23 protein-coding genes and 1 pseudogene are annotated in these 25,650 nt (G+C 69.8%); 11 read left to right on the top strand and 13 right to left on the bottom strand.

Going from position 1 to position 25,650, the window contains the following annotated elements; genetic code table 11:
* Nucleotides 1–109: 109 nt before the first annotated feature.
* The gene (locus tag AB0H21_RS12495) at nt 110–904 is read left to right on the top strand and encodes an IclR family transcriptional regulator (protein ID WP_358515198.1); all 795 of its coding nucleotides are present in this window, start codon (nt 110–112) and stop codon (nt 902–904) included.
* A 106-nt stretch (nt 905–1,010) separates the two neighbouring features.
* Here the strand turns inward: AB0H21_RS12495 and AB0H21_RS12490 are convergent, their stop codons facing one another.
* The 3 genes from AB0H21_RS12490 to AB0H21_RS12480 all read right to left on the bottom strand — a co-directional run bounded on the left by AB0H21_RS12490 (nt 1,011) and on the right by AB0H21_RS12480 (nt 3,429).
* Nucleotides 1,011–1,352 (bottom strand): hypothetical protein, encoded by a 342-nt coding sequence (locus AB0H21_RS12490; protein ID WP_358515195.1) that lies wholly within the window; start codon nt 1,350–1,352, stop codon nt 1,011–1,013.
* 116 nt (nt 1,353–1,468) lie between these two features.
* Nucleotides 1,469–2,416, bottom strand: a complete 948-nt coding sequence (locus AB0H21_RS12485) for a 3-carboxyethylcatechol 2,3-dioxygenase (protein ID WP_358515192.1) — start codon at nt 2,414–2,416, stop codon at nt 1,469–1,471.
* On the bottom strand, nt 2,413–3,429 hold the full coding sequence (locus AB0H21_RS12480) for a zinc-binding dehydrogenase (protein WP_358515189.1): 1,017 nt from the start codon (nt 3,427–3,429) through the stop codon (nt 2,413–2,415). The genes AB0H21_RS12485 and AB0H21_RS12480 overlap by 4 nt, the downstream gene beginning before the upstream one ends.
* Before the next feature lie 101 nt (nt 3,430–3,530).
* On the opposite strand from AB0H21_RS12480, the gene AB0H21_RS12475 reads away from it, so the two are divergent.
* The 8 genes from AB0H21_RS12475 (at nt 3,531) to AB0H21_RS12440 (ending at nt 9,649) form a co-directional block, all read left to right on the top strand.
* Entirely contained in the window at nt 3,531–4,892 is a 1,362-nt protein-coding gene (locus AB0H21_RS12475) for an SRPBCC family protein (protein ID WP_358515187.1), read from the top strand.
* Complete coding sequence (locus AB0H21_RS12470) at nt 4,889–5,224, top strand: non-heme iron oxygenase ferredoxin subunit (protein ID WP_358515184.1); 336 nt, start codon at nt 4,889–4,891, stop codon at nt 5,222–5,224. The genes AB0H21_RS12475 and AB0H21_RS12470 overlap by 4 nt, the downstream gene beginning before the upstream one ends.
* A complete protein-coding gene (locus AB0H21_RS12465; protein ID WP_358515181.1) occupies nt 5,221–6,450 on the top strand; it encodes an FAD-dependent oxidoreductase in 1,230 nt (409 codons plus the stop codon). Before AB0H21_RS12470 ends, AB0H21_RS12465 begins: the two co-directional genes overlap by 4 nt.
* Nucleotides 6,451–6,549: 99 nt before the next feature.
* Nucleotides 6,550–7,125 carry a 3-phenylpropionate/cinnamic acid dioxygenase subunit beta gene (locus AB0H21_RS12460; RefSeq protein WP_358515178.1) on the top strand — a complete coding sequence of 192 codons (576 nt, stop codon included), beginning with the start codon at nt 6,550–6,552 and terminating at the stop codon, nt 7,123–7,125.
* 33 nt (nt 7,126–7,158) lie between these two features.
* Nucleotides 7,159–8,016 carry an alpha/beta fold hydrolase gene (locus tag AB0H21_RS12455; protein ID WP_358515175.1) on the top strand — a complete coding sequence of 286 codons (858 nt, stop codon included), beginning with the start codon at nt 7,159–7,161 and terminating at the stop codon, nt 8,014–8,016.
* Nucleotides 8,013–8,849 carry an SDR family NAD(P)-dependent oxidoreductase gene (locus AB0H21_RS12450; protein ID WP_358515172.1) on the top strand — a complete coding sequence of 279 codons (837 nt, stop codon included), beginning with the start codon at nt 8,013–8,015 and terminating at the stop codon, nt 8,847–8,849. The genes AB0H21_RS12455 and AB0H21_RS12450 overlap by 4 nt, the downstream gene beginning before the upstream one ends.
* 81 nt (nt 8,850–8,930) lie before the next feature.
* The gene (locus AB0H21_RS12445) at nt 8,931–9,200 is read left to right on the top strand and encodes an AMP-binding protein (RefSeq protein ID WP_358515169.1); all 270 of its coding nucleotides are present in this window, start codon (nt 8,931–8,933) and stop codon (nt 9,198–9,200) included.
* The gene (locus AB0H21_RS12440) at nt 9,191–9,649 is read left to right on the top strand and encodes a hypothetical protein (protein ID WP_358515167.1); all 459 of its coding nucleotides are present in this window, start codon (nt 9,191–9,193) and stop codon (nt 9,647–9,649) included. Before AB0H21_RS12445 ends, AB0H21_RS12440 begins: the two co-directional genes overlap by 10 nt.
* A gap of 39 nt (nt 9,650–9,688) precedes the next feature.
* Here the strand turns inward: AB0H21_RS12440 and AB0H21_RS12435 are convergent, their stop codons facing one another.
* The 6 genes from AB0H21_RS12435 to AB0H21_RS12410 all read right to left on the bottom strand — a co-directional run bounded on the left by AB0H21_RS12435 (nt 9,689) and on the right by AB0H21_RS12410 (nt 18,406).
* Nucleotides 9,689–9,820, bottom strand: coding sequence for a hypothetical protein (locus AB0H21_RS12435; RefSeq protein ID WP_358515164.1), 132 nt, complete (start codon nt 9,818–9,820; stop codon nt 9,689–9,691).
* 378 nt (nt 9,821–10,198) lie between these two features.
* The gene (locus AB0H21_RS12430; RefSeq protein WP_358515161.1) at nt 10,199–11,680 is read right to left on the bottom strand and encodes an aminopeptidase P family protein; all 1,482 of its coding nucleotides are present in this window, start codon (nt 11,678–11,680) and stop codon (nt 10,199–10,201) included.
* A 559-nt stretch (nt 11,681–12,239) separates the two neighbouring features.
* Entirely contained in the window at nt 12,240–12,935 is a 696-nt protein-coding gene (locus AB0H21_RS12425) for a DUF429 domain-containing protein (protein WP_358515159.1), read from the bottom strand.
* Nucleotides 12,936–13,112: 177 nt separating this feature from the next.
* Nucleotides 13,113–14,747 carry a long-chain fatty acid--CoA ligase gene (locus AB0H21_RS12420; protein WP_358515156.1) on the bottom strand — a complete coding sequence of 545 codons (1,635 nt, stop codon included), beginning with the start codon at nt 14,745–14,747 and terminating at the stop codon, nt 13,113–13,115.
* Nucleotides 14,748–15,321: 574 nt separating this feature from the next.
* Complete coding sequence (locus AB0H21_RS12415; protein WP_358515153.1) at nt 15,322–15,879, bottom strand: TetR/AcrR family transcriptional regulator C-terminal ligand-binding domain-containing protein; 558 nt, start codon at nt 15,877–15,879, stop codon at nt 15,322–15,324.
* Nucleotides 15,880–16,435: 556 nt separating this feature from the next.
* Nucleotides 16,436–18,406 carry an NACHT domain-containing protein gene (locus AB0H21_RS12410; protein ID WP_358515150.1) on the bottom strand — a complete coding sequence of 657 codons (1,971 nt, stop codon included), beginning with the start codon at nt 18,404–18,406 and terminating at the stop codon, nt 16,436–16,438.
* A 194-nt stretch (nt 18,407–18,600) separates the two neighbouring features.
* Between AB0H21_RS12410 and AB0H21_RS12405 the strand changes: the two genes are divergently transcribed.
* Nucleotides 18,601–19,059 carry a hypothetical protein gene (locus AB0H21_RS12405; protein ID WP_358515147.1) on the top strand — a complete coding sequence of 153 codons (459 nt, stop codon included), beginning with the start codon at nt 18,601–18,603 and terminating at the stop codon, nt 19,057–19,059.
* A 28-nt stretch (nt 19,060–19,087) separates the two neighbouring features.
* On the opposite strand, the gene AB0H21_RS12400 is transcribed toward AB0H21_RS12405, so the two are convergent.
* Both AB0H21_RS12400 and AB0H21_RS12395 read right to left on the bottom strand, forming a co-directional pair.
* On the bottom strand, nt 19,088–20,452 hold the full coding sequence (locus AB0H21_RS12400) for an FAD-binding oxidoreductase (protein WP_358515144.1): 1,365 nt from the start codon (nt 20,450–20,452) through the stop codon (nt 19,088–19,090).
* A gap of 607 nt (nt 20,453–21,059) precedes the next feature.
* A complete protein-coding gene (locus tag AB0H21_RS12395) occupies nt 21,060–22,004 on the bottom strand; it encodes an AraC family transcriptional regulator (protein ID WP_358515141.1) in 945 nt (314 codons plus the stop codon).
* A gap of 125 nt (nt 22,005–22,129) precedes the next feature.
* On the opposite strand from AB0H21_RS12395, the gene AB0H21_RS12390 reads away from it, so the two are divergent.
* Complete coding sequence (locus AB0H21_RS12390) at nt 22,130–22,618, top strand: anthrone oxygenase family protein (RefSeq protein WP_358515138.1); 489 nt, start codon at nt 22,130–22,132, stop codon at nt 22,616–22,618.
* A 78-nt stretch (nt 22,619–22,696) separates the two neighbouring features.
* Here the strand turns inward: AB0H21_RS12390 and AB0H21_RS12385 are convergent.
* Together AB0H21_RS12385 and metK are read right to left on the bottom strand one after the other, a co-directional pair.
* Nucleotides 22,697–23,145: pseudogene (locus AB0H21_RS12385) on the bottom strand (dihydropteroate synthase); the annotation flags it as partial.
* 289 nt (nt 23,146–23,434) lie between these two features.
* Nucleotides 23,435–24,616 (bottom strand): methionine adenosyltransferase, encoded by a 1,182-nt coding sequence (gene metK, locus AB0H21_RS12380; protein WP_358515135.1) that lies wholly within the window; start codon nt 24,614–24,616, stop codon nt 23,435–23,437.
* Nucleotides 24,617–25,650 lie beyond the last annotated feature (1,034 nt).

The following is a 25,650-nucleotide window of genomic DNA, read 5'->3' as shown; positions in this document are numbered from 1 at the left end:
CACACCGTCATTGTTGACGAACGGCGGCCGGGTTCGCATCATTGTCACGTATACGTTGATGGGTGGTCTGCTAAAAGTGACACCGCCCTTCGGAGCTGAGGTGAACGACATGACCGCCACCCTCGCCGGCCCCACACGCGACGACCGGGCCGCTGTCGACAAGGCCATCAGCCTCCTCGTCGCCCTCGGAAACGAGACCGGCGGCAGCGGTGTCAGCGAACTCGCGCGACGGGCCCAGATGAGCAAGTCGACCGCGCACCGGGTCCTCGGCATGCTGGAACGCAACGGCGTCGTGGAGCGCGTGGGCACGGACTACCGGCTGGGCGAGCGTCTGCACCACCTGGGCCGGGCCGTGTACGCGCCCGAGTCCGACCACGTCCGCGACGTACTGCTGCCGCATCTGGCGGACCTGTACGAGTCCAGCCGTGAGACGGTCCACCTGGCCGTCCTCCACGGCACGCACGTGGTGTATCTCGCCAAGCTGTACGGCCACCGCACCGCTCCCGTGCCGACCCGGATTGGCGGACGGCGCCCGGCCCACGCGACGGCGGTGGGAAAGGTCCTGCTGGCCTATGTCGCGAGTGCCGCGGAGCAGGCGCTGTCCGATCCCCTCCCGCGATTCACCGACCGGACCGTCGCCGGCCCGGAGGAACTGCTCGCCGAGCTGGCCACCATCCGCCGTACGGGGGTCGCCTTCGACGACGAGGAGTACCAGCCCGGTCTGTCCTGCGTGGCCGCCCCCGTGCTCGCCCGCGGCGGCCGGGCCGTGGCGGCGCTGTCCGTGGCGGGACGGCGAGGGCAGATCGACACGCGGCGCATGAGCGCGCACGTACGCCGGGTCGCCGCCGCCGCGTCCCAGACATGGTCGGCCTGGGAATGGCGGGCCACACGCGCTTCTCGGTGAGCGGATCGCCTTGACAGTGTCGGCGTGACCGTGTCGGCCCGTCGTCGGCTTCGCGGCAGGACCGATCGGGCGGCGGCCGGTCCCGCCACCCGATCGTTTTCCGTGATCAGGCCGTCGCCGCCCCCGAACCCAGCAGATCCAGCGCGATATCGACGATCATGTCCTCCTGCCCGCCGACCAGTCCCCGGCGGCCCACCTCCAGCAGGATGCCGCGCACGTCGATGCCGTACTGGCGGGACGCAGCCTCGGCGTGCCGCAGGAAGCTGGAGTAGATGCCCGCGTAGCCGAGGGTGAGCGTCTCCCGGTCCACCTGGACCGGGCGGTCCTGGAGCGGTCGTACGAGATCGTCGGCGGCGTCCTGGAGTGCGAACAGGTCGCACGAGGCGCCGCTGCACCTCGTACGCTCCGGCGATGTCCGTCGTGCCCAGCAGATCACGGACCGGGGCACACGGCTTCCGGTCGGCCGCGGCGGTCTCCAGCCGCTCCGCGGCCTGGGCGATCACCTGTTCGCGTTCGATGGTCACCGGTCCACCGTCCTTTCCGGGGAAGTCGGTCGCGTGCTGGTCATCGGACATCCCCCTGTGCCGCCGTCGCCACGGCGAAGCCGGCGATCCACTCAGGGATCGGCGCGTAGAAGCGGGAGGTCATCCGGTAGTCGCCGGTGGCGGCGAGGGACGCGAACGCGGCGATCCAGGTGCGTACCTCGTGGGCCGAGCCACCGCCCTCGGCGCCCATCCACTCCACGGTCCAGGAGTCCACGTCGGCCAGCCGGCCGCTCTCCAGGGTGTCCAGGACCTGGTTGTCCCAGGCGGGGTTGATGGGGATCATCCGCGTCGAACCGGCCGCGTAATCCCGGCCCGCCTGCACGACCCGCTCCTCACCCCGGGCCCGCTGCTCGGCGGTCGGGGGGTGCCCCTCGATCAGCGCGTCGGCGACCCGCGGCGGAGCGCCGTCGAGAACCGGCACGGGCGGGTCGTGAGAGAGGCCGCCCGAGCCGAGGAACAGCACCCGGCGGTCGAGTGCGGCGGCGACCTGCCCGATCGCGGTCCCCAGCGCCCGGATCCGGCTGACCGGACCGAGCGGGGTGGCCACGCCGTTGACGAAGACCGGTACCACCGGCACCTTGTCGATGCCGCCGAACAGCACCTCCAGCGGCTGGACGAACCCGTGGTCGACGGTCATCCGCGCCGACACGGTCAGGTCCACACCGCGTTCCAGCACCCCGCCCGCGATCGAGCGGGCGGCCTCCGCGTCGACGGACAGTGGGCCCGCCGACGATCCGAAGTCACCGACGGCGCTCGCCTCGGTGGCCAGGCAGAAGGGCGGCATCTCCTTGTAGAAGAAGCCGTTGTAGTGGTCGGGGGCGTACAGGACGACCAGTTCGGGGTCGAAGGCGCGGACGAAGGAGCGCGCGCCCTCCACCGCCTCCTCGACGGCGGCGACGACTTCCGGCGCTGGGTCGTTCTTGCCGATGAGCGGAGAGTGGGACAGTCCCACTGCGGCGGCGGTCATCGCAGTGCTCCTTCCTGGGCGGGCTGCTGGACGGCTTCCTGGGCGGGTGGGTGGATGACGAGCTTTCCGGTGAGCCGTCCGTCGATCATGAGCTGGAACCCCTTGTGGATCTCTTCCAGGGGTAGCGTGCGGTCGATAACGGGGCGCAGACCGGTGGCATCCATGAGCCTCAGCAGGCCGACCAGCTCGGCGCGGGTGCAGCCGGTCGAGCCGAGGATGCGCTGCTGGAGGTAGAAGACCCGGCCCAGGTCGGCGGGCGGGTTCATGCCGCTGGTCGCGCCCGCGATCACGATCGTGCCGCCGGGCCGCAGCGCCTTCATCGAGTGCGCCCAGGTGGTCTCGCCGACCGTCTCGACCACGATGTCCACGCGTTCGGGCAGCCGCTCCCCGGTCGGTACGGCGGCACGCGCGCCCCATGACTCGGCCTGTGCCCGTTTGTCCGCGCTGCGGCTGGTGGCGTAGACGACAGCACCGGCGGCGACGGCGAGCTTGATGGCGGCCGAGGCGACTCCGCCTCCGGCGCCCTGGACGAGGACCCGGTCGCCCGCGCGAATCCCGGCCTGGGTGAACAGCATCCGGTAGGCGGTGCCCCAGGCGACGGGCAGACAGGCGGCCTCGTCGAAGGTGAGCCAGTCCGGCTTGGGGACGAGGTTGCGGGTGGGTACGGAGAGGTACTCGGCGAACGCCCCGTTGTGCTGTTCCGACAGCAGGGCGCGGCCCGGGTCGAGGGTCTCGTCGCCGAGGCCGGCGTCCGGGTCGGCGATGACCGGATGGACGAGGACCTCGTTGCCGTCCTCGTCGTATCCGGCGGCGTCGCAGCCGAGGACGATGGGCAGCCGCTCCGGCGGGTGACCGACACCGCGCAGGGTCCACAGGTCGTGCATGTTGAGCGACGAGGACACCACGCGGACGGTCGACCAGCCGGGCCGCGGCTCGGGCTGTGGAACGTCGCCCAGGACGAGCCCCGACAGCGGGTCGGCCATGCTCTGGGAGACGGCGATTGCGGCAAGCATGAGACCACGCTCTCCCGCCGCCGACCGCCGCCGACAGCGCGCGTGCCGTTCTACGGAACGATGCGTGGCACCTCCGCTCGGGGCTGCGGTTGCCTGTACCCATGACCTCGACGATCGAACCCCAGGGTGCGGCCACGCCGACCCCGCGCGGTGCCTTGCGGCGCCCGGCAGACCTGGCGCGGAACATCGACGTCTCCGGGCTCGTCGACACCGCAAGTGGGCTGCTGGATCGCGTCGTCTTCACCGACCAGGAGCTGTACCGGCAGGAGCTGCGCCGGGTCTTCGCTCCGAGCTGGCTGTTCCTCGCGCACACCGACCAGTTCCACAAGCCGGGCGACTTCTTCACGACGTACATGGGCGAGGACCCGGTCATCGTGACCCTGGACCGCGAGCGTCGGATCCGCGCCTACCTCAACTCCTGCCGCCACCGCGGAGCCCGCGTCTGCCGTGCCGACTTCGGCACCACACGCAACTTCACCTGCACCTACCACGGCTGGTCCTACAACCTGGACGGCTCGCTGGTCAGCGTGCCCAACAAGGACGGCTATCCCGAGTCCTTCGAGTCGGGGCAGTGGGGCCTGGTGGAAGTGCCGCACGTGGAGATCTACCGCGGCCTGGTCTTCGGCACCTGGAACCCGGACCCGGTCCCGCTGCGTGAGTCCCTCGGCGACATGGCCTGGTACATGGACGCCATGCTCGACCACGACGAGGAGGGCACGGTCGTCGTCGGCGGCGTCCACAAGTGGGTCCTCGAGGGCAACTGGAAGCTGGCGGCCGAGCAGTTCGCCACCGACTGGTACCACGTCAACATGAGTCACGCCTCGGCGCTGATGCTGCTCTCCCCGAGCGGCAAGAAGCCCAAGGACGAGATCGTGCACCGCACCGGCCGCCAGTACGCCGGTGAGAACGGACACGGCGCGGGCTTCCCGGTCCACCCCAGGAACCGGTTCGACGCGCAGACCGTGCACGCGTGGACGAACTACGACGCGCTGCGCGAACGCCTCGGCGACGCCCGCGTCGAGGGCCCGCTGACCAACGGCCACGCCACCGTCTTCCCCAACTTCTCCTACCTCCCGGTCAACGGCTCCATCCGCGTCTGGCACCCCAAGGGACCGGACCGTATGGAGGTCTGGGCCTGGACCATCGTCGACAAGTCGATGCCCGAGGAGGTGCGGGAGGCGCAGCGCCTGTACAACCTGCGCACCTTCGGTCCCAGCGGAATCTTCGAGCAGGACGACGGCGAGAACTGGAGCGAGGTGCAGGCCGTCGCTCACGGCTTCATCACCAACGGTGTCGCCCTCAACTACCAGATGGGCCTGGGCGGTGAACGCGAGGACGGCCGCCACCCCGGCACCACCAGCGAGCTGTACAGCGACGCCGCGGGCCGGGCCTTCTACGGGCGCTGGCGCGAACTGATGAACACCCCCGCCTGGCACGAGGCGAGCGAGGAGAGCAAGGCATGAGCAGCGGCATCCGCGTCGCGGCCCTGGACGACATCCCCGAGGGTGAGGGCATCGCCGTCGACAAGGCGGTCACCGGCACCGCCGACAACATCGCCCTGTTGCGGGACACCGACGGCGCCGTGTACGCGCTAGACGACACCTGCACCCACGAGACCGCCTCGCTTGCCGAGGGCTGGGTCGAGGACGGATTCGTCGAGTGCCCGCTGCACTCCAGCAAGTTCTGCCTGAAGAACGGCGAGGTCCAGGGCCTGCCCGCCACCAGGAACGCCTGCCCGCACCGCGTCGAGGTGCGCGACGGCGAGGTCTACCTCTTCCCGGGTGAGACGCCGTGAACGACGGTGTCGTGAACAACCATGTCGTGATCGTCGGCGGGGGCGTGGCGGGCGTCAGCACCGCCGGGGCGCTGCGCGCCAGCGGCTTCGACGGGGAGCTCAGCCTGGTCGACGCGGGCGAGTTCCCGTACGACCGTCCGCCGCTGTCCAAGGACTACCTGGCCGGCGCCACCGACCTCAGGCAGATCGCCCTCCAGCCACCCCAGTGGTACGACGACCGGCGGATCCGCCTCGTCAACCGGACCACGGTGACGGCCCTCCGGCCCGGCGAGGGCGCGGTCGAACTGTCGGACGGACGCGTGCTTCCCGCCGACCGCGTCGTGCTCGCGACCGGCGGCGGCGCGGCCCGCCCGCCGATCCCCGGCGCCGACAGCGGCCGTGTCCATGTGCTGCGCACGGTGGACGACGCCGACCGGCTTCGCCCGTGGCTCACCACCGGGGCACGTCTCCTGGTCGTCGGAGCCGGCCTGATCGGTTCGGAGACCGCGTCCACCGCCGTCCGCCTGGGCTGCGAGGTGCTGCTCGTCGACCCGGTCGCCGTGCCGCTGCGGGCCGTGCTCGGACCGGACCTGGCCGGATGGCTGCACGCGCTCCACGACCGGCACCGGGTCATGACCGAACAGGCCACGGTGGAGCGTTTCGTGGACCGGGGCGCGGGCATCGAGGCGTGGTTCGCCGGAGCCGACACCCCGCAGGTCTTCGACACGGTGGTGCTCGGCGTCGGGATGGTGCCGCACACCGAACTCGCGCAGGCGGCCGGCCTGGAGGTCGACCGAGGCATCGTGGTCGATGAGCGGCATGTCACCTCCAACCCGGCGGTGCTCGCCGTCGGCGACCCGGCCCGGGTGCGCCTGGGCGGGGAGCTGCTGCCCCGGACCGAGCACTGGGAAGCGGCCCAGCAGGACGGCGCCCGCGCGGCAGCCGCGATCCTGGGCACCGAGCCGCCGCAGCCGACGGCTCCCTGGTTCTGGACGGACCGGCACGGACGCCACATCGAGGCCGTCGGCCACATGGAGACGGCCGCGCAGACGGTCGTCCGCGGCTCCTTCGACGACGCCTCCTTCGCCGTCTTCGGTCTGCGTGACGGACATGTCGTCGCGGCGGCCTCCGCAGACGACTCCAATGCCGTACGAGCCGCCCGCCGCATGATCGACCGTCGTGTCCCGGTCGGAGCCGACAGACTCGCGGACCCGGCCGTGAACCTGCGCGCGCTCCTGCGCGGCTGACGCTCCGCCCGACGGCACACGCCTTCGAACTCGCCAGCACTCGCCAGCACTTGCCCACACCCCGTACCCACCGGCCCGGAGAAGGGAGCGAACGACACCGTGAGCACAGCCGCCCAGCAGACCCCGTCACGTGCGGGGGCGCGTGCCGACCGTGACACGCACTTCGACGTCGAGCAGTTCTACTACGAGGAAGCCGCCCTCCTCGACGACGGCCGCTACACCGACTGGCTTGACCTGCTCGCCGACGACCTCGACTACTGGATGCCCACCCGCACCAACCGACTCCGCCGCCAGCAGGCGCTGTCGGTGGCCGCACGGGGCGAGGCCGCGTTCTACGACGAGACCAAGGAGAGCCTGGCCTGGCGCATCCGCCGGTTCGACTCGGGCATGGCCTGGGCCGAGGACCCGCCCTCACGCACCCGGCACCTAGTCACCAACGTCATGGTCAGGCACGTTGACCCGGCCGAGCACGACGGGTTCGGCGAGGATGACCTGTCGGTCCGTTCCACCTTCCTGGTCTACCGCAACCGGCTGGAGCGCGAAGAGAACGTCTACGCCGGCAGCCGCACCGACATCCTGCGACGTGCCGGTGACGGCCGTCTCCAGGTTGCCCGGCGGACCATCCTCCTCGACCAGAACATCCTGCTGGCCAAGAACATCTCCACCTTCTTCTGAGCCCCACGGCTCTGCACCGGATTGGGACACCCCATGACCGACCTCGACCTCAAACAGCACCGCGTCGCCACCTCTCTGGGCGAGATCTCCGTGGCGGAGACCGGCGAAGGGCCCGTGCTGGTCATGCTGCACGGCGGCGGCCCCGGCGCCTCGGGCGTCAGCAACTACCGCCAGAACCTGCCCGCACTCGCCCGGCACTTCCGGGTGATCCTCCCGGACCAGCCCGGCTTCGCCGACAGCTACCGCCCCACCGAACAGGACCTGGACGAGCGATCCATCACCGAGATCACGGTGGACGCCCTCTACCAGGCGCTCGACGGCCTCGGCATCGGCACCTTCCACCTGCTCGGCAACAGCCTCGGCGGAGCCGCCGCCATCGCCATGGCCCAGCAACGCCCCGAGCGCGTCACCAAGTTGGTGCTGATGGCCCCGGGCGGCGGCTGGCTGCCCTTCGGTCCCACTCCGACCGAGGGCCAGAAGGAGATGTTCCGCTACTACAACGGGGGCGGCCCCAGCGAGAAGAAGATGGCCGCGTTCATCCGCACCATGGTCTTCGACCACCGGCAGTTTGGTGAGGACGTCGTCCGGGCCCGCTACGAGGCCTCGCTCGACGACAGCCACATCGCCTTCTACCACCTCTACAACGCGGCCTTCGGCAAGCGCGGGGGCATGGATCCCCTCTGGCGCGACCTGCACAAGATCAAGGCGCCCACTCTGCTGCTGTGGGGCCGCGACGACCGCACGATCACCCTCGACGGTGCCCAGCTGATGCTCAAGCAGATCCGCGACGTACAGCTCCATGTGTTCGGCCGCTGCGGTCACTGGGTGCAGCTGGAACGGCAGCGCGAGTTCGACACGCTGGTCACCGACTTCCTCGGAGGCCAGGCATGAGCGGCGGCTGGCTGGAAGGTTACGCGGCCCTGATCACCGGGGGCGGGTCCGGCATCGGCCGCGCCGTCGCCGAGCGCTTCCTCGCAGAGGGCGCCTCGGTCACCATCCTCGGCCGGGACAAAAAGCGTCTCGAAGAGGTGGTCGCCGCCGCGGATGATCCGTCGCGGATCCACGCCGTCGCAGCGGACGTACGGGACTCCGCCGCGCTGCACACCGCGGTCGCCGAGACCGTCGAACGCTTCGGCAAGCTCGACACCCTCGTCACCAACGCCGGGATGTGGGACTACCAGCGCCAGCTCACCCGCCTCAGCCCCAGGGAACTGGACACCACGTTCGACGAGATCTTCTCCGTCAACGTCAAGGGTTACCTGCTCGCCGCCGAAGCGGCCTGGCGCGAACTGGTCAAGACCCGCGGCAGCATCATCATGACCCTGTCCAACGCGTCCTTCTACGTCAACGGCGGCGGCCCCCTCTACACCGCCAGCAAGCACGCCTGCCTTGGCCTGATGCGCGAACTCGCCTACGAACTCGCCCCCAAGGTTCGCGTCAACGGCGTCGCCTGCGGCGGCATGAATACCGACCTGCGCGGCCCCGAGGCCCTGGCGATGTCCGACCGGTCGATCTCGGCGTCGTTCGCGAAGAAGGGCCCGGACACTCCGCCGCCGCCCATCCCGCTGCACGACTCCAGCACCGATCCGCGTGACTTCACCGGGCCGTATGTGCTGCTCGCATCCGGTGCGCAGAGCGGTCCGATCACCGGACACGCGATCAACGTCGACGGCGGTATCGGCGTCCGCGGCTTCGCGACGGCCGCGGGCGGCGACCATCTCTGAAGCCAGGTATTGCGGGGGTCGGCGTCGTCGGGCCCGGTCTCGTGACGCCCGCCCCCCGTGACGCTCTATGAGGAGCCGCTCGTGATCACGCACTCCGCTCCGGCCCCGCAGCCGCTCGGCTCAGGGCCGCGGGTCGATCTCAACCCGGCCGCGGCAGTGGCCCGTAACGCCCGGTACCACGGGCACAGCACCGTCGTCCGGTACCCGGGCGGCGACCTCACCTACGCCCAACTGAACGACAAGGCAGCCCGGTTGGCCGCCGCCCTGGCGGACGGCGGTACCGGCGATGGGGACCGGGTCGGACAAGACCGTCATCCGACACATCGACCAGGAGAACTGACATGCCGGTGACCCCTTCCCTGCCCGCCCTCCGCGTCGAGGGAGGATGGCGGACGACCGAGGAGTCGTGGACCCGCTTCGCGGGCGGCCTGCGCCTGCGGCGGGGAGACGCCGAAGCCACCGTCCGCGTGGAGCGCTGCGCGGCCGGCCGACTGCGCGAGACCTACCCGGTCGGTGCGCATGACGTGGAGATCTGGGTCGGCGACGATGCACCGGCAGACGCCACGCCCGATCTCCTCAGAGCCTTGGTACGCGCCGTTCGATTGGCGGACCCGCGCTGCCGCCGGGTGGTCAACGCCCTCGCGGAGGGCGACCGAATCGCTGCCGAGGCCGCGGAGGCGGCCGGCTTCCGCTACGTCGTCGCGGTCGACCTCCCGGACGACCAGCTGAGCCTGTTCGTGTACGAACCCACCTGGGTCACGGCGACCGACCCGGACCTGGATCACGTACCGGGAACCTGATGGGCGACCCTGCGCCTGCCGAAAGTTCCATCCATGCAGTTAAAGTGTGTAAGTAGTCACTGAAAGTAGAGCGGACCGGTTACCCCAGGGCATCGTGGCGGGCTCGGTGACGAAGCCGGTCAGGTTCTGGTGAATGCGGTCCACGTCGTCGACGAGGAACTCGGTGATCACGCTGTGGTTGTCCGCCGGGCGGGCAGAGCCCGGGGCGAACAGTGGGACGGTGCGGGTGCCAGCGATCGCGAGGGTCCTGGTAACGCCTCACGCCCGCCTCCTGCGAGGTCTGCTGCCGCTGAGGGGCCGAGGAGGGATGGACCCGTCTGGCTCTGCCCCTCATGGAAAGATCGTCCTGCACGGCCGCAGCGAGTTCGACCTGGTCGCGAAAGCCGAGGTGGAGGCTGCGACCCGGAGTCCGTTTTTGGAGCCCCGGGTCGCAGCAGCCCGCTGTTGACCCCAGACCTGCCACGAAGGGCTGCTGCCGTAACCGCTTCCCACCGACCACGAAAGAGCCCGCGGCTTCGTCGTGGCTGGGAAGTCAGCGGGCCCCTCAATTCAGGGGATCGCGGGCGTGTGCTGCGCGTCGCGCATCCAGGCGATGACGTCGTCGGGGTCGCGGGGCAGCATCGCCGACAGGTTCACCGGTTCGCCGTCGGTTACCAGTACGTCGTCCTCGATGCGCACGCCGATACCGCGGAACTCCTGCGGCACCGCGCGATCGTTGGTCTGGAAGTACAGGCCCGGCTCGACGGTCAGCACATGGCCCACGGTGAGCGTGCCGGTGCGGTACTGCTCCATGCGCGCGAGCGCGCAGTCGTGCACGTCGATGCCGAGCATGTGCGAGGTGCCGTGCAGCGTGAAGCGGCGGTGTAGACCGGCGCCGGGCTGTTCTTCGTCGTCGGCGCACGCGACGTCGGCCGTCACGGGCAGGATGCCCCACGAGTGCAGATGGTCGGCGATCACGTACATCGCCGCCTTGTGCGCGGCCACGAAGGCGTTGCCCGCCTTCACTTCGGCGATGCCGGCGGCCTGCGCCTCCTGGACGGCCCGGTAGACCTTGAGCTGCGCAGGCGTCCACGCACCGTCGACCGGCAGGGTTCGCGTGACGTCGGCGGTGTAGAGCTCGTCGGTCTCGACGCCCATGTCGGTCAGCAGCAGCGCACCGCGGTGCACGACACCGTGGTTGCGCCACCAATGCGGCGTTGTCGCATGCGGGCCCGAGGCCACGACCGAGGTGTAGCCGACCTCGTTGCCCTCAAGCCGCGCTCGCCGCCAGAACGTGCCTTCGAGCCACCGTTCGCCGCGCAGGTCGTCACGGCCGACAACGGCGGGCAACTCGCGGACGACATCGGCGAAGCCGCGCGCGGTCGCCTCGCACGCGTGCCGCAGCCGCGCAACCTCCCATTCGTCCTTCACCAGTCGCAGCTCGTCCAGCGCGCGGCCGAGCATCTCGCCGCTGCCCTTCGCGAGCAGTTTGTCGACACGGTTGTCGAACCCGCGCAGCAGGGCACACTGGTCGTCACGGTAGGCGGCCAGGTCGTCGGCAAGAGCGGGCAGCGGGCGCACCTCGATGCCCAGCACGGCGGAGGTGTTGGCGCCGCTGGGCACGTTGCCCACCCACACGGGGCTGTGCTTGTAGTCCATGAAGTACTCGAGTTCGCCGGGCTTGGCGTGCTCGGCGACATACAGCGTGCTGTGGTGGCCGTCGCCGGACGGCGTCATGACCAGTACCGCGTCGGCGATGGTCTCGCCGGTCAGCCAAGTGAATGAGCTCGCGGCGCGGAACGGGTAGTCGGTGTCGTTCGCCCGGGCTTTGCTCGAGCCGGCTGGAACCACGACCAGAGTGCCGGGGAACTGTTCAGATACCGCCGCGCGGCGCCGAGCGGCGTGCGGGGCGAAGTCCGGCCGAGCTGGGTGCGGCATCGGCGGAGCAGGATCCCAGTCGGTTGACAGCGCGGCCTGCAGGTGCTCGGGCATCGAGCTCTTGTGCGAGCTCGGCTCGTCCTCGGTGTTCGGTCCGCTCTCTGGCAGATCCATCATCTTCTCCCTCGTGAGTCGCTCACCGGGCCGTCCTGCTCGAGTCAACAACCGTTCTCGTCCACGCTCAGCACCCGGTAGACGCGAGCCTCCACCTTTCGGCTGCTGTCGATGACTGATCGGCGTCAGCAACTTTGCCCTAGTAGGGTAGGTCAAAGATTTTACTGATACAAGAGGCTGTGAGGTTGACGCGGGAAGGCATGTAGAGCGGACGCACGGGTGGGGCAGAAGCCGGCCGGGCACCGATAGCATCTGGCACGTCGTCGATGGCGAACAGGCGCTCGATGAACCAGACCTCCGCTCCGTCCTGGAGTTGCAACCCTCGGTCGGCCGACGAGGCGGTGAAACGATCTCGGATCGGAAGCGAGCTAAGCCAGGCGTGTGGCCCGATGCTTCGATGATTCGACGGATCGGGCCCGGTGCCGGGTCGTCCGCCATGACCGGATCCCGGCCGCGGTCAGCGCCGCGCCGATCGTCCAGCCGTCCCTGCGTGCCTGTGGAGGCGTTCGAGGATTGACCCTCGGGCATGGCTTCTGCGTGGCCGCCCCCGGGGTGGAGGTCAGGCCCGGATGGCGCAGAGGATGCCGTCGCTGAAGGTCTGGGGCGGGTCGGGGAGCGTTCTGGCCTCGCCGTGGGCGACCCGGCAGGCGGTCCAGGCGGCGATCGCCGCGTCGAGCACGTCGTCCACTCCGGCCTTCGCACCGGCCTCGCCCAGATCGCCGGACAGGACGATTCCCGCGTCGGCGAGCAGGCGCCGACGTTCCTCCGCCCCCGCCCAGGAGGACTTGCGGGTGGTCAGATGCCTTCCGGCCAGGGTGGCGAAACTCACCTCCGGGTGCACTTCCACGACACGCCGGCCGCCATGGCGGACCCACGCGTCGACCTGGAGCAGTTTCGGCCGCAGGGCGAAGGCCTGCCGGGAGATGCCCTCGCCGGCCAGCCACCGGTTCACCTCGGCGGCCCCGCGGTAGTCACCGGCCTCCAGGGCCGCGCGCACCGGCGTGATGAACACCGAAGCCCACCGAGGCCCGGCGACCTCCCGCGCCAGCACGTCCGCCTGCCGGCGACCGGCATCGGGCAGCCCGATCGGGATGTCGACGGCCACGACATCGAGCAGGCCGCCGTCACGCTCGACTCCGACGACGAGATCGGCGATGTCGGCCGCGTAGAAGGCGGACGCGCGGCCGCCCAGCAACGCGACGCCGAACCACCCCGTCCTGCACGCGTCGACTCCCAAGACCCGCGGATCGCTCATCCTCCCAGCATGGCTCCCTCCGCCGATCGAAACCGCCGCCCGCCAGGCGCGGCTACCCGTCGGCCATGGCGCCCACTTGTGGACAGCGTGAGTGACGAGGACCTCCGGAGTGAAGGCGCCATTGAAGCCCCGGAGGTCCTCGTTTCACTTCACGTGTGCAGGACGTTCCGAAGGAACCTAACGGGTGGTGCCACCACCCGCGTTCGCCCCGAGGCCCACGAATCGCGCCCGAAGATCCTTCTTCGAGAACTTCCCGACACTGGTCTTCGGCACCTCGTCGATGAACTCCACCGCGTCGGGCAGCCACCACTTCGCGACGAGAGGTGCGAGGTAGTCGAGAATTTCGTCCTCCGTCGCATGCTCGCCGTCCCTGAGGACGACACATGCCAAGGGCCTTTCATCCCACTTCGGGTGCGGGATGGCGATGACCGCGGCCTCCTTGACCTTGGGATGACCCATGATCGCGTTCTCCAGATCGACCGAACTGATCCATTCGCCGCCCGACTTGATGAGGTCCTTGGTGCGGTCTGCGATTCGGATGGAGCCATGCTCGTCCATCGCTGCCACGTCGCCCGTGCGCATCCATCCGTCGTCGGTCAGGAGGGCTCCCGGGGTGTCCGGCTGATAGTAGTCAGCCGCGCACCACGGCCCACGCACCTGCAACTCGCCGGTCGCCCTGTCATCCCAGGGTTGAGGCTCAAGCGTTACCACATCGACGATGCGTGCCTCGACCCCGAAGATGGGCGTGCCCGCGCGGGACCGCTGCGCCGCCTTCACCTCGTCGGGCGCCGAAGCGTATCGGGCCGGTAGCGCACCACTGGAGGCCAATGGATGGGTCTCCGTCATGCCCCACGCCTGGAAGATGGGGAGTCCCACCTTCTCCCGATATGCCTCAGAAAGTGCCCGGGGAACTGCTGAGCCGCCGCACCCGATCTTGCGCAACTTGTGCGGCCGGCCTGCCAAGTGCGGCAGCACCCCTTGCCAGATAGTCGGAACACCTGCCGTCAGGGTGACGTTTTCTTCAACAAGAAGATCGGCCAGCGTCTGGGGCCTCATCATGGAACCGGGAAACACGAGCGACGCGCCCGCTGCCGGAGCTGCCTGCGCGATGCCCCACGCATTTGCGTGGAACATCGGGACGATGGGAAGCATCACGTCGTCCACCCCGATGCCGAACCCATTCGGAACCTGAGCCGCCAGCGAATGCAGCCACGTTGAGCGGTGTGAGTAGACGACTCCCTTGGGGTTGCCGGTCGTCCCGCTCGTGTAGCACATAGACGCAGCCGAGTACTCGTCAGTGACGTGGAAGTCGACCGGCTCCGCGGCGGCAAGCAGTGCCTCGTAGTCCAGCACTCGGGGGTCCGCCGGAATCTCGTTGTCGCCCCCGTCGTCCATGACCACGACGTGACGCACCGTATTCATGGTGTCGACCAGCGGCCACAGCAACGGCAACACGGTGCGGTCGACGAAGAGAACCTCGTCCTCGGCGTGATTGGCGATGTACGTCAACTGCTCAGGGAACAAGCGGATGTTCAGCGTGTGCAGAACGCGGCCCGTGCACGGCACAGCGAAGTACAGCTCGAGATGCCGTTGGCTGTTCCACGCGAAGCTGCCTACGCGCCCGTCCGCACTGATCTGGAGCGCGTCCAGCACCCCGCCGAGCTTGCGGGTTCGCTCAGCCCACCGTGCATACGTGGACCGTTGGACCCCGTCCGACCCGTTGGTGACGATCTGGGCGTCGCCGTGGTGCCGCTCGACGTGGCGAAAGATCGAGTCGATCGTCAGTGGATAGTCCTGCATCAAGCCGCGCATTGCAGCCTCCTGGGGGGCGAATAGGGTCAAATCCGGTCTGGACAGGACAATGCCGAAACCCTGTTGCGTGCGTCACACACTTGGTGGAGCAGACCTTAACACGACGATTTGTCGTTTTAAAGCGCATGGGTGGATGCATGAGCGGCGAACCGTTCACGCAGAGTGCCCCACCCCCGGCCGGAAGGGAACGTCAGATGAGCAACCCTGCTTCATCCATCGCTGGCGAAATGCTCGGTCTGAGCGAGCCCACTTCAAGGATGGGTGTGGCCCTTGCCTGAGATCCAAGCTCCACTCATCGGTGTCGTGGCCTCACGGAGAGCAACAGGCGTTCTCTCGGTGAGGTGATCAGCGCTCCTTAGTCGGCGACTGCGGGCGGAGCGAGATCAGCGCGTCACCCGCAGTCGTCGCAGCAACCTCAGGGCGCTACCACGTTCATCAGTGGCTCCCTGACACGCCCGCGACGCTGACGCCTCGGCGGCCCGGATCTTGCCGACAGGACGCGTGCACGAGCAGTCGATGACTCCGAAGTCACGCAACCACGTCCTCAGACGTCCCGTCTGCGGGCTCGCGCCATTCAACAGACCGAGTGATCGTCGGCCGTGCTCCGCACCCCAGCCAGGACGATACTGACGATGTCCTCCGCGACCTCCCGCGTGAAGGCGCGGTAACCACGAGAGGCGTACATCTGGACCGGCGCACTCACTAGCTCGGTGAACAGATATGGATCGACGCTGACGAAGGACTCGTTCGCCACCGCAGATTCGAGACGGCGGCGCATCATGGTGACCCTGCTGTCGAGCACACTGCTGACCATCTCACTGTATTCTGGCTCGGTGGCATGGGCGTAAAGGGCCCGGGCAAGAGCCCGGCCCGTCGTGCTCTGGAAGACGTCAGACAGCGCGCACAGAAAGTCCACCAAGTCAGCTCTAAGGTCACCGGTGTCGTGGAGCGGAACCTGCTGTTCGACCGTCATCAGAATCGCTTCTCGAATCAACGACGTCTGTTCCGGCCAGTTGCGATATAAGCTCGACCTGTGCACGCCGGCGAGATCGGCAACGTCGGCATACCTGACATGGGTGACGCCGTTCTCGGCGATGAGTTCAACCGCCGCGTCGAGAACCCGTTGGCGCACGTCGGCAGTACGCCCACCAGGGCGCCGACGTGAAGTGCTGGCGTTCGATGACATGTCCGAAACAACTCCCGGAGAAGGTTCCTCGCAATCGATCAAGGTATCAGACCGGCTACTTTCTTCTCGGGCACTCGCTGGCCGCCGAGCGCTCGGGCGAGCTGGCGGCGTAGCCGGGCGTTCTCGTCGGTAAGCGCGCGATTGCGTTCGAGCGCGGTCTTCAGGCGGGTTCGTAAGGACCCTTCGCTGGCGCGCTGGCCTGCGGGGATCGTGGGGCCGGATGCGTGCCAGGTAGCCCCGCGGAGGCACTGGATCTGGTCGCGGATGTCGGGCTGAGTATAGAGCCAGGACCGGGAGATCCCGGCCGCTGATGCGGGGCGAGCCTGGCGAAGGCCGCAAAGGAAGCAAACTTCACGTGATGAGCCCTTGGCTTGGCTGACTTTCTGATTTTGGACGTCGGCTTGGCGGCGCTCTTGCACGGCGAGCCTCAGCGTGGATTCTCCAGCGCCTGCTTCTGGTCGGCCGGCTTGGCCAGGTGCTGCAGAGCCAATGGCAGCCCTAGCTAGTCCTGGGCGGGGGCGGGGTGGGTGGCGAGGTGGTCTTGGAGTTCGCGGTGGCGGAACTGGTAGGCGATGCCGGCCACGCGCATGAGGCCCGCGTCGGCGTAGCACCAGTGGAGGAAGTCGGGGAGGCGACGGGGAAGGGCGCCGCGGGTCGAGAGGCGGAACAGGGTGTAGCGGAGGGCGGCGCCGCCGAGGTTGGGGGTGCCTCTGGCGGCGACGACGAGTCCGCAGCTGACGGCGAGCAGGAGGCCGCCGACCAGGCCGAACGCGATTCCCGGCGCGAGGCCGAGCACGAGTCCGGAGATGAGGCCGAGGGCCGAACCCAGTGCGCTCCCGTTGGCCACGGCGACGGTGATCGCCGCCCTCCGGTCGTCGCGTACCGGCTCGCGAGGGTCGACTCCGCTCCGCAGCCCCGGGGCGCGCAGGCCGACCGTGAGCGCGGAGACCGGGCCGGCCACGAACCCGGCCATGAGCCCCAGAAGCGGACCGAACTCGGATCCGACCAGCAACGTGGACACCAGCGCGGGCGTGAGCGTGGAGGGAAGGTGCGTGAACACCTCGCGGGTCAGGAACTGGGCCGGCTTCAGGCGTGCCGGCTCGGGCCACGGCTTGATCCGCGGACGGGTCAGCATCCTGGTGGCGAAGCCAGGGTGGTCGAGAGCCAAAGGCCACAGTTCGTGCAGGACGAGGTCGGTGGTGGAAAGGGTCTTGCCGTACAAAGCCTTCCGCCGTCTGTTGGCGTGCAGGTAGCGGGCCAGGACATGGAGCCAGCGGTGGATCTGCTCGGGCCGGTACCCGTGGGGGTTCGCCTCGGCGGCGGTGGCGGCGGCGGTGAGTGAGGGGATGAACAGGCTCAGCAGGTGCTCGCTGATCTGTTCGTCGGTGCTGAGGGAGGCCAGGTAGGCGGGATCACGCGGGTGTTCGCCGGTTTCCGGATCCGGCTGGTACACCGTGGTGGCGAGGGTCAGCCGCCAGGGAGTGCTCAGGGCGGCGGCCAGCGGGTGAACCGGGTCGTCCAGCGCGTCGAGCACCCGGCGCCACCGCGGCATCTGATGGGTTCCGGAGACGGACTCGATGAACGATCTCGCCTGGGCGGGGGTGACGGGAGCCAGCTCGACGCGGGCCGCGTCGTGGGCCCAGGCGCCGCCGCCGGTGAGGGTCTCGTACTGGGCGGTGCGGCAGGTCAGGACGAGGCGGGCCTTGGTGCTCCCGTCCTGGTACTTGTTGAGCGCACGCAGGGCCTTACCGGCCTCGGACTTGACGCCGCGGGCCGGGGACTCGTCCATCTCGTCCAGGCCGTCGATCACCGGCAGGATGCGATGCGCGTCGACCAGGGCGCGCGCCGTCACCTCGCTGAGGCGGAAGGTGCCGACGAGATGGCCGACCAGCCAGCGCTTGACCGGCACCTTGCCCGGGTTCCACCCCGCGGCGGGGATGCGGATCGGGACGGGGCCGCCGCCGGCCGAGCCGTGGATCCGGGGTTCGAGCAGGGTGAGGATCAGTTCGAGGGCCAGGACGGTCTTGCCCGAGCCGCCCGCGCCGGTGATGACCAGGCGCTGGGGCCGCAGATCCCGGAAGTAGGCGGTCACCGCCTTCAGGGTGCCCTCCGGCGCGGCGCCGTCGGCGGGGTGACCGGGTGCGGGAGTGAGGACGAAGCGGACGTCGATGCGGCGGCCCTGCCCGGCGAGCAACTGCGTCAGCTGGGTCGTCTCGGCCTGGTAGACGATGACGGCCAGACGCTGGGCCCAGGCGTCGACGTCCGTGTCGGCCATCCACTGGCTGCGCAGCGTCGGCCGGATCGCCACGACGGCCGCGATGGTCCCGATCACCGCGAGGGCCAGCCCGGCCAGGCCGAGCACGACGCCCGAGGGATCGACGTCGCCCCACGTCGCACCGGGCAGCCCCCGCCACGCGAACACCCCGGCCACCACGAGCAGCGCCACACCCGCGATCCACGCCCATTTCCGCATGCACCGCATCGTCACGCACAGAGATCGCGCATGTACCGAACTCCACCAATCCGTTAGCGACGGCCGCGACGGCACCAGATGGACGGCAAAACCACACGTCGTCCTGGCTAGAAGTAACGAGCAGCCTCAGTGATCGATCTGTCACTCTCGGTTACGATGGGGAGCGGTGAAGATCAACGGCCGAGGAGAATGCCATGCGACGTGCCCTGACCACCCTCACCGTCCTGCTCGCCGCCGCGCCTCTGACCCTCGCGGCCCCGTGGCCGGCCACGGCGTCCGGCGTCGTACCCGGCACCGCGCCCGGCATCGGATCCGTACCCAGGTCCGCGGTCGGCATCGGGTCCGGCACTGTGGCCGGCACCGGGTCCGCGGCCGGACGCGGGGACGACAACACGGCCGGCGAGCTCCTCGTGGAGACCGAGCGCCTGCCCCGCACCAAGCTGGTCCACCCCAAGCCCGGCTGCTACGTCCTGCCCCGGTTCCCGCTGATGAGCCTGGTCACGGTGACCAACGGCACCAACGCCGACGCCATCCTCTACTCCGGCGAGAACTGCAAGCCGGGCTTCCTGCGCGCGGCCTCCCGGGTGCGCGCGGGAACCACCTCCCGGCACACCCTCACCGGGACCTACAGCCTGCTGGTCGACCAGCCCTGACCGGCCCCGGCCGGCGGGGGCCCGGCGGTCAGCTGTCGGCGGCGGGCGGGATGTTGTGGTTGTGGCGCAGGACGTTGCCGGGGTCGTAGGCCTTCTTCACGGCCGCCAGCCGCCGGTGGCGCGCGGTCCCGTACACCTCCAGGACCCTCCCCTCGTTCTCGTCCTGCAGGTGATTCACGTACCCGCCGCGCGAGGCGAACGGCCTCAGCCGGTCCGCCGTCCGGCGCGCCCAGGCGGTGTTCTCGGCGTCGGCCTCCGGGGCGGTCCACTGCGCCGAGACGGTGCACATGTATGCGGCGTCGCGGCGCGGGAACGCGGAATCCTCGTCGGGGACGTCGGTGACGGCGCCCCGCAGATACTCGAAGCCGATCGACGAGAGCGGCGAGGGCATCTCGCGAGCCGCGTCGGTGAACCGGATCGCCGCGCCGGGCGGAAGGGCGTCGAGGTAGGACGACCGGACGAAGTACCGGTGCCCGGAGGGCTCGCCGTGGTCGCCCAGGGCCTGCAGGCCGGCGTGGGACATGACCCGGGCGACCGCCCCCGCGGGCGGCGCGGTGGCGAACAGCGGCGTGGTCGCGGCAGGGCCGTCCGCCGGGTCGCCGAACCAGGCCGCGGTGAGGAACAGCGCGGGGGTCCCGCGCAGCCGGGCCGGGATCCAGTCCTGCCGCCCGGCGTACCGGAACGACCCCGTGGTGCGCAGGTCGCGCGGCCGGCGCGGGGCGAACGCGCGGTAGGCGGCCAGGGCGCTCGCCGCCTCCTTCAGCGGGTACACGGCGACCTGGTGGTGAACCGGGCCGGCGGGGCGCAGGCGCAGGGTGAAGCGGGTGACGACGCCGAAGTTGCCGCCGCCGCCGCGCAGCGCCCACAGCAGGTCCGGGTGGCGGTCCTCGGTGGCCTCGACGATCGACCCGTCGGACAGGACGACCTCCGCCGCCTCGATGTGGTCGCAGGTCAGACCCCACCTGCGGGCCAGCCAGCCGTACCCGCCGCCGAGGGCCAGGCCGCCGAGCCCGGTCCGCGAGTGGGTCCCGAGGGGGCAGGCCAGGCCGTGCGGCACGGTCGCGGCGTCGACGTCGCCCACCAGGCATCCGCCCGCCGCGTGCGCCACCCGGGCCACGGGGTCGACGGTGACTACGCGCATCGGCGACAGGTCGATCATGAGGGTTCCGTCGGCGACGGCCGTCCCGGCGACGCCGTGTCCGCCTCCCCGGACGGTCACCTCCAGCGTCTCGTCGGCGGCGTGCCGCAGGGCCGCGCTGACGTCGGCGGCGGTGTGGCAGCGGGCGACGAACGCGGGGCGGCGGTCGTACATGCCGTTCCACACGGCGCGGGCCGCGTCGTAGCCGGGGTCGCCGGGGCCCAGCCGGCGTCGGCGGTGGTCGGTCGTGTCCATGGCGTTCCCTAGGCTCGTGGTCCCCGGTCGCGACGTCCGGCGAGGCGACCGGGCGCACCCGCGTTCACTCGTGCATGAGCACATAGGCGCGACGGATGATTACTCGGGTCATGACAGCCCATGCGATCCGCGCGGGATCTCCGGCCGTTTACGGGCCGGTACGCGACTGCCGGCTCTCGCGGTCCGCCGGCACCTCATATACGCCGCCTGAATGGTCGCCGATCAGACCGGTGGCCGCCCTCGGCCCCATTCGGCGTGGTCATCCCCGTGATGACATGTGGCCAATCTCTCGGCCCGTTCGGGCCCGTTCCCCGGTTACCGGATCTTTCGGTGGTGGCCACCATAGGACGAGTAAACGGATGTCCGCAAGGCCTTTCTCGCGGCTGGGCGGGGAACCGGCCGGGAGGGTTCTCGCGGCACGGGCACGGCCGTACGCGGCGATCTTTCTGGGTCCCCCTCAATTCCGAACCGAATTCGGATGACGATCCCGCGTCCGCGGACCGGACACCCGGCGCCTTCAGAAAAGCGCCGTGAATATCGGTCGGCTCGTATTTTCGGTTATGAGGATGATTCGCCTGTGGACCGTGACAGCAGCCTTGACAACCCTTTATTCGCCGACCGCCACGGCGGCCCGGTGGTCGCGGGGGCTGATCCCTCGCACCCGTTTGAAGGCGGTGCTCAGCGCGAACGAGCTGCCGTACCCGACCCGCCGGGCCACGGCCTCCACGGTCGCGTCCGTCTCGCGCAGCAGGTCGGCGGCGAGGTCGAGCCGCCATCCGGTCAGGTACGCCATGGGCGGCTCGCCGACGAGCCCCGTGAAGCGGCGGGCCAGCGCCGCGCGCGAGACCCCGGCCCGCGCGGCCAGTTCGGCGACCGTCCAGGGATGCTCGGGCGCGTTGTGCATGAACCGCAGCGCCCTGCCCACCACGGGGTCGCCGTACGCGCGGTACCAGGCGGGGGCGCCGATGCCCGCATGGGCGAACCACGCGCGCAGGACGGCGATCAGCAGCAGGTCGAGCAGCCGGTCCAGGACCGCCTCCTGCCCCGGCTCGTCCTTGACGATCTCGGCGGCGAGCAGCGGGATGAGCGGGCTGTCCCAGGCGTCGCCCGCCAGGACCAGCAGGCCCGGCAGGGCCGCGAGCAGCCGGCCGCTGATCTCGCCCCGCATCTGGTAGGTGCCGGTGAGCATCATGACCGGCCCGTCGGGGCTGTCCCCCCAGGTGCGGACGCCGAGGTCCATGACGCCGGTCAGCGGCTCTCCCTCGGGGGTGGTGCAGCGCTGCCCCGGATGGATGACGGCCCTCGGCGGCGTGGCCGGGTCCCCCGCCATCGTGTACGGCTCGGGCCCGAGGATGACGGCGGCGTCCCCGGGACGCAGCAGGACCGGCGCGCCCGTCCCGGGCACCACCCAGGCGTCGCCCCGCACCATGGCGACCAGGGTCAGCGGCGCGCGGTCCTGGACGCGGAGCGACCACGGCGGGGTCATGATCGAACGCATGAAGAAGGCTCCCCGGGCCCTCGGCCCGTCCAGCAGGCTCGCGAGCGCGTCCATGGCCACATGGTAGACGCTCGAACATGCCGCCGCGCTTCTCGGCCATGGTCCGTCTCCGGGGACGGCCGCTTGAATGGCAGGGCCGGGCGCCGCGCGGGGCGCGCCCGCGCGGTGAGGAGGCGAAAGTGGACGCGCTACGGCAGGCCGTGCTGATCGCGGCGACGATCACCACAGGGCTGGTCGCGGGCCTGTTCTACGCCTACGCGTGCTCGGTGATGCTCGCGCTGAGACAGGTGGACGACCGCACGTACATCCGGGTGATGCAGCGGATCAACGTCGTCATCCTGAACGGCTGGTTCGCCGCCGGGTTCGCCGGCGCTCCCCTGCTCACCGCCGCGGCCATCGTGGTGCACCTGGACGAGCGGCACCGCGACGCGCTGCCGTGGATCGCGGCGGCGCTGGTGGTGTACGGGGCGATGCTGGCGATCACCTTCGCCATCCACATCCCGCTGAACAACGCGCTGAACGCCGCGGGGGATCCGGCGCGGATCGCCGACCCCGGGGCGGTGCGCGGGCGCTTCGAGCCCAGGTGGGTCCGCTGGAACGTCGTGCGCGCGATGGCGTCCACCGCCGCGCTGGGGTGCCTGTCCTGGGCCCTGATCATGTACGGGTGAGGGGCGCGACGCCGTCCTTCGCGGGCGCGTCACGCCGCGCGGGGCACGATCGCCGAATCCGGCGGCGCGTTCACACACTTCGTTCAAGAACACCGGGTTCACCACCACACGAGCGGCCGGATCCAGGCAGAACGAGATATTCGACGACCCGGAAGTGGCCTGGAGGGCCGGATAACGGCGCTTCAATTCGCGAATGGCCTTGATCGTGTCGGGCCGCGTCTCCTCCTGACCGGTGAGCGGGATGGTGAGGCGGTCGATGATGTCCCCGGCCGGCCATTCCCTATCGGCTGTCGGATTCTCGATCAACCGCGTGGCGACGCGCGGTTTCCACTTCCTGCCCATCCTCGCCGATGGCCATGGCCACCACCGCGCCGCCGTTGCTCCTTCACCAGGCGCGTGATCCCGGTGAATCGGGACTCGGGGTCGTCGCCGTCCTCGTGGTTCACCGAATTGACGATCGCGGCGCCGCCGGGCATTTTCAGGCCGGCCTGGAGCACGGCCGGTTCGGTGGAATCCAGGACGATCGGCGGCGCAGTCCGGTCACCGATGGCGAGGTTCGAGGCCGGCGACGAACCCCGCGTGCGCGGCGCCCGGTTCACCCGGAGAGAGCGGATACCGGGCGCCTCGGGAGGTACATCACGACCCGCCGCCTCCACCGCACGACGCGCCGCCGCCTTCACCTGCGACAGGTCCTGACACGTCTGCACGATCGACGCATTGGTGTCCACGCGGCCGACCCGGCGTGGCGCCCATCGCGCCGCCGGCGATCAGGAAACGCCGGGCCATGTGCTCGCGGAAGCCGGTTACGGTGTGCTCCTAGACGGCCTGACGCAGTGCCTCGGCGCGGTCGGTGGACTCCCAGGGGAACTCGTCGCGGCCGAAGTGGCCGTAGGCGGCGGTCTGGGAGTAGATCGGGCGAAGCAGGTCAAGGTCACGGATGATCGCGGCCGGGCGCAGGTCGAACACGCGCAGGATGGCATCCTGGATGCGCGACACCTCGACCGTCTCGGTGCCGAACGTCTCCACGAACACACCCACCGGCTGCGCCTTGCCGATCGCGTAGGCCACCTGGACCTCGGCCCGGTCGGCCAGCCCCGCCGCCACCACGTTCTTGGCCACCCAGCGCATCGCGTACGCCGCCGAGCGGTCCACCTTGGACGGGTCCTTGCCCGAGAACGCCCCGCCCCCGTGACGGGCCATGCCGCCATAGGTGTCCACGATGATCTTCCGCCCGGTCAGGCCCGCGTCACCCATCGGCCCACCGATCTCGAACTTGCCGGTCGGGTTCACCAGCAGCCGGTACCCCTCGGTGTCGATCTCCAGCTCGGCCAGGACGGGGTCGACGACGTGCTCCTTGATGTCCGGCGTGAGGAGGTCGGCGAGGTCGATGCCGGGGGCGTGCTGGGTGGAGACGACCACGGTGTCCAGCCGGACCGGACGGTCGCCGTCGTACTCGATGGTCACCTGGGTCTTGCCGTCGGGACGCAGGTAGGGCACCGTGCCGTTCTTGCGCACCTCCGACAGCCGCCGCGCCATGCGGTGCGCCAGCGTGATCGGCAGCGGCATCAGCTCCGGAGTCTCCCGGCAGGCGTAACCGAACATCAGGCCCTGGTCGCCTGCGCCCTGCCGGTCCAGCTCGTCCGTGCCCTCGCCCTCACGGACCTCGTAGGCGTCGTCCACGCCCTGGGCGATGTCGGGGGACTGCGCCCCGATGGACACCGACACACCGCACGAGGCGCCGTCGAAGCCCTTGTGCGAGGCGTCGTACCCGATCTCCAGGATGGTGTCGCGGATCAGGCCGGGGATGTCGACGTAGGTCTGGGTGGTGACCTCACCGGCGACGTGCACCTGGCCGGTGGTGATCAAGGTCTCGACGGCGACGCGGCTCTTCGGGTCGCCCTTGAGCATGGCGTCGAGAACGGCGTCACTGATCTGGTCGGCGATCTTGTCCGGGTGGCCTTCGGTGACCGACTCGGAGGTGAACAGACGGCGGGGCATCTTCACTCCTCGGGTTTGACGGGTGCGAGCTGTGGTCCTCGCATCGGGGAGGTGCTGCGGGCGAGGCCGTGCCTTCCGGAGACTCGTTCCTCCTGGGCCTCGCTCGAGAATGGATCGTCACCGCCACGAGCGCGGGCGGTGAAATGGCGCTCGGAGCCCGGCCACGTCCGGCCGCGTTGATTTCACGACGCCCGTTTCCGTGATATTCACCGCGCGAGGCCGCCCGATCGGAGAAACGGATTCCCGGCCTGTCGACCGGCCGTTCCGTCTCCGTTTCCTCATTCCGGCGGCCCCGTTCTCGGTGGCGGTGTTCACACGGTCGCGGTTCGCACGTGAAAAGCAAGGCCACCGCGCGAGTGGCGTTCGCACGATGGCCCTTGCCCGCGTGGGGACTTGCCGCGAATAAACCGCCCAGACACACCACCTCATTCGCCCGTATAAAATCCATGCAAGCTCGATCGATTCGATGCTAAGCCGGTGCCGAACCGCCCAGAACCCCAGCGGAACCCCTACCGTTTCCGGCGGTCGAATCGGCGGTCAGGGCCTGGAAAGAGGTGGTGGCCGAGGTTTCCCGCCAGGGCAAAGGCTACATCGGGCGATCACCCGCGGGAGCTCTCCCACGCGCCCGGAGTTCCGTGTGGCCCCCGATTTCCGCGTCGCACTTGACAGACGAGCCGCCATCGCCTCGCGTCCGGAAGCGCGCGAGGAGGCGGATCACGCAGCGTTTCGGAGCCGACGCGAAACGCGACAACTGGAGCATCCTCCGGCTTCCCGGTCGCGAACCCGGCTCTTCGCGCGCACGTTCCCCACGGTTATCCGGAAAGCCGCGCTTTCCCCGGTTTAACAGACCACCCCAGATGGGATATCTGGTGCGTAAATACCCGTCCAGTTGCTGTAACGGCAAACTTGTAGTATACGGGATTAAGCGGTAGTGGTTCGGAAGGAGAGGGATAGGGCTTGATCCCTGCGCGCCTCACCAGGCGGTCCTCTCCACGACCCGGCCCGGCCCGCCCTGAGGTGGCGCACCTGATACT

Origin of the sequence: Sphaerisporangium sp. NPDC051011 (assembly GCF_040653595.1) — a bacterium.
GTDB lineage: Bacteria > Actinomycetota > Actinomycetes > Streptosporangiales > Streptosporangiaceae > Sphaerisporangium.
This window is presented reverse-complemented; position numbering and strand designations above follow the sequence as displayed.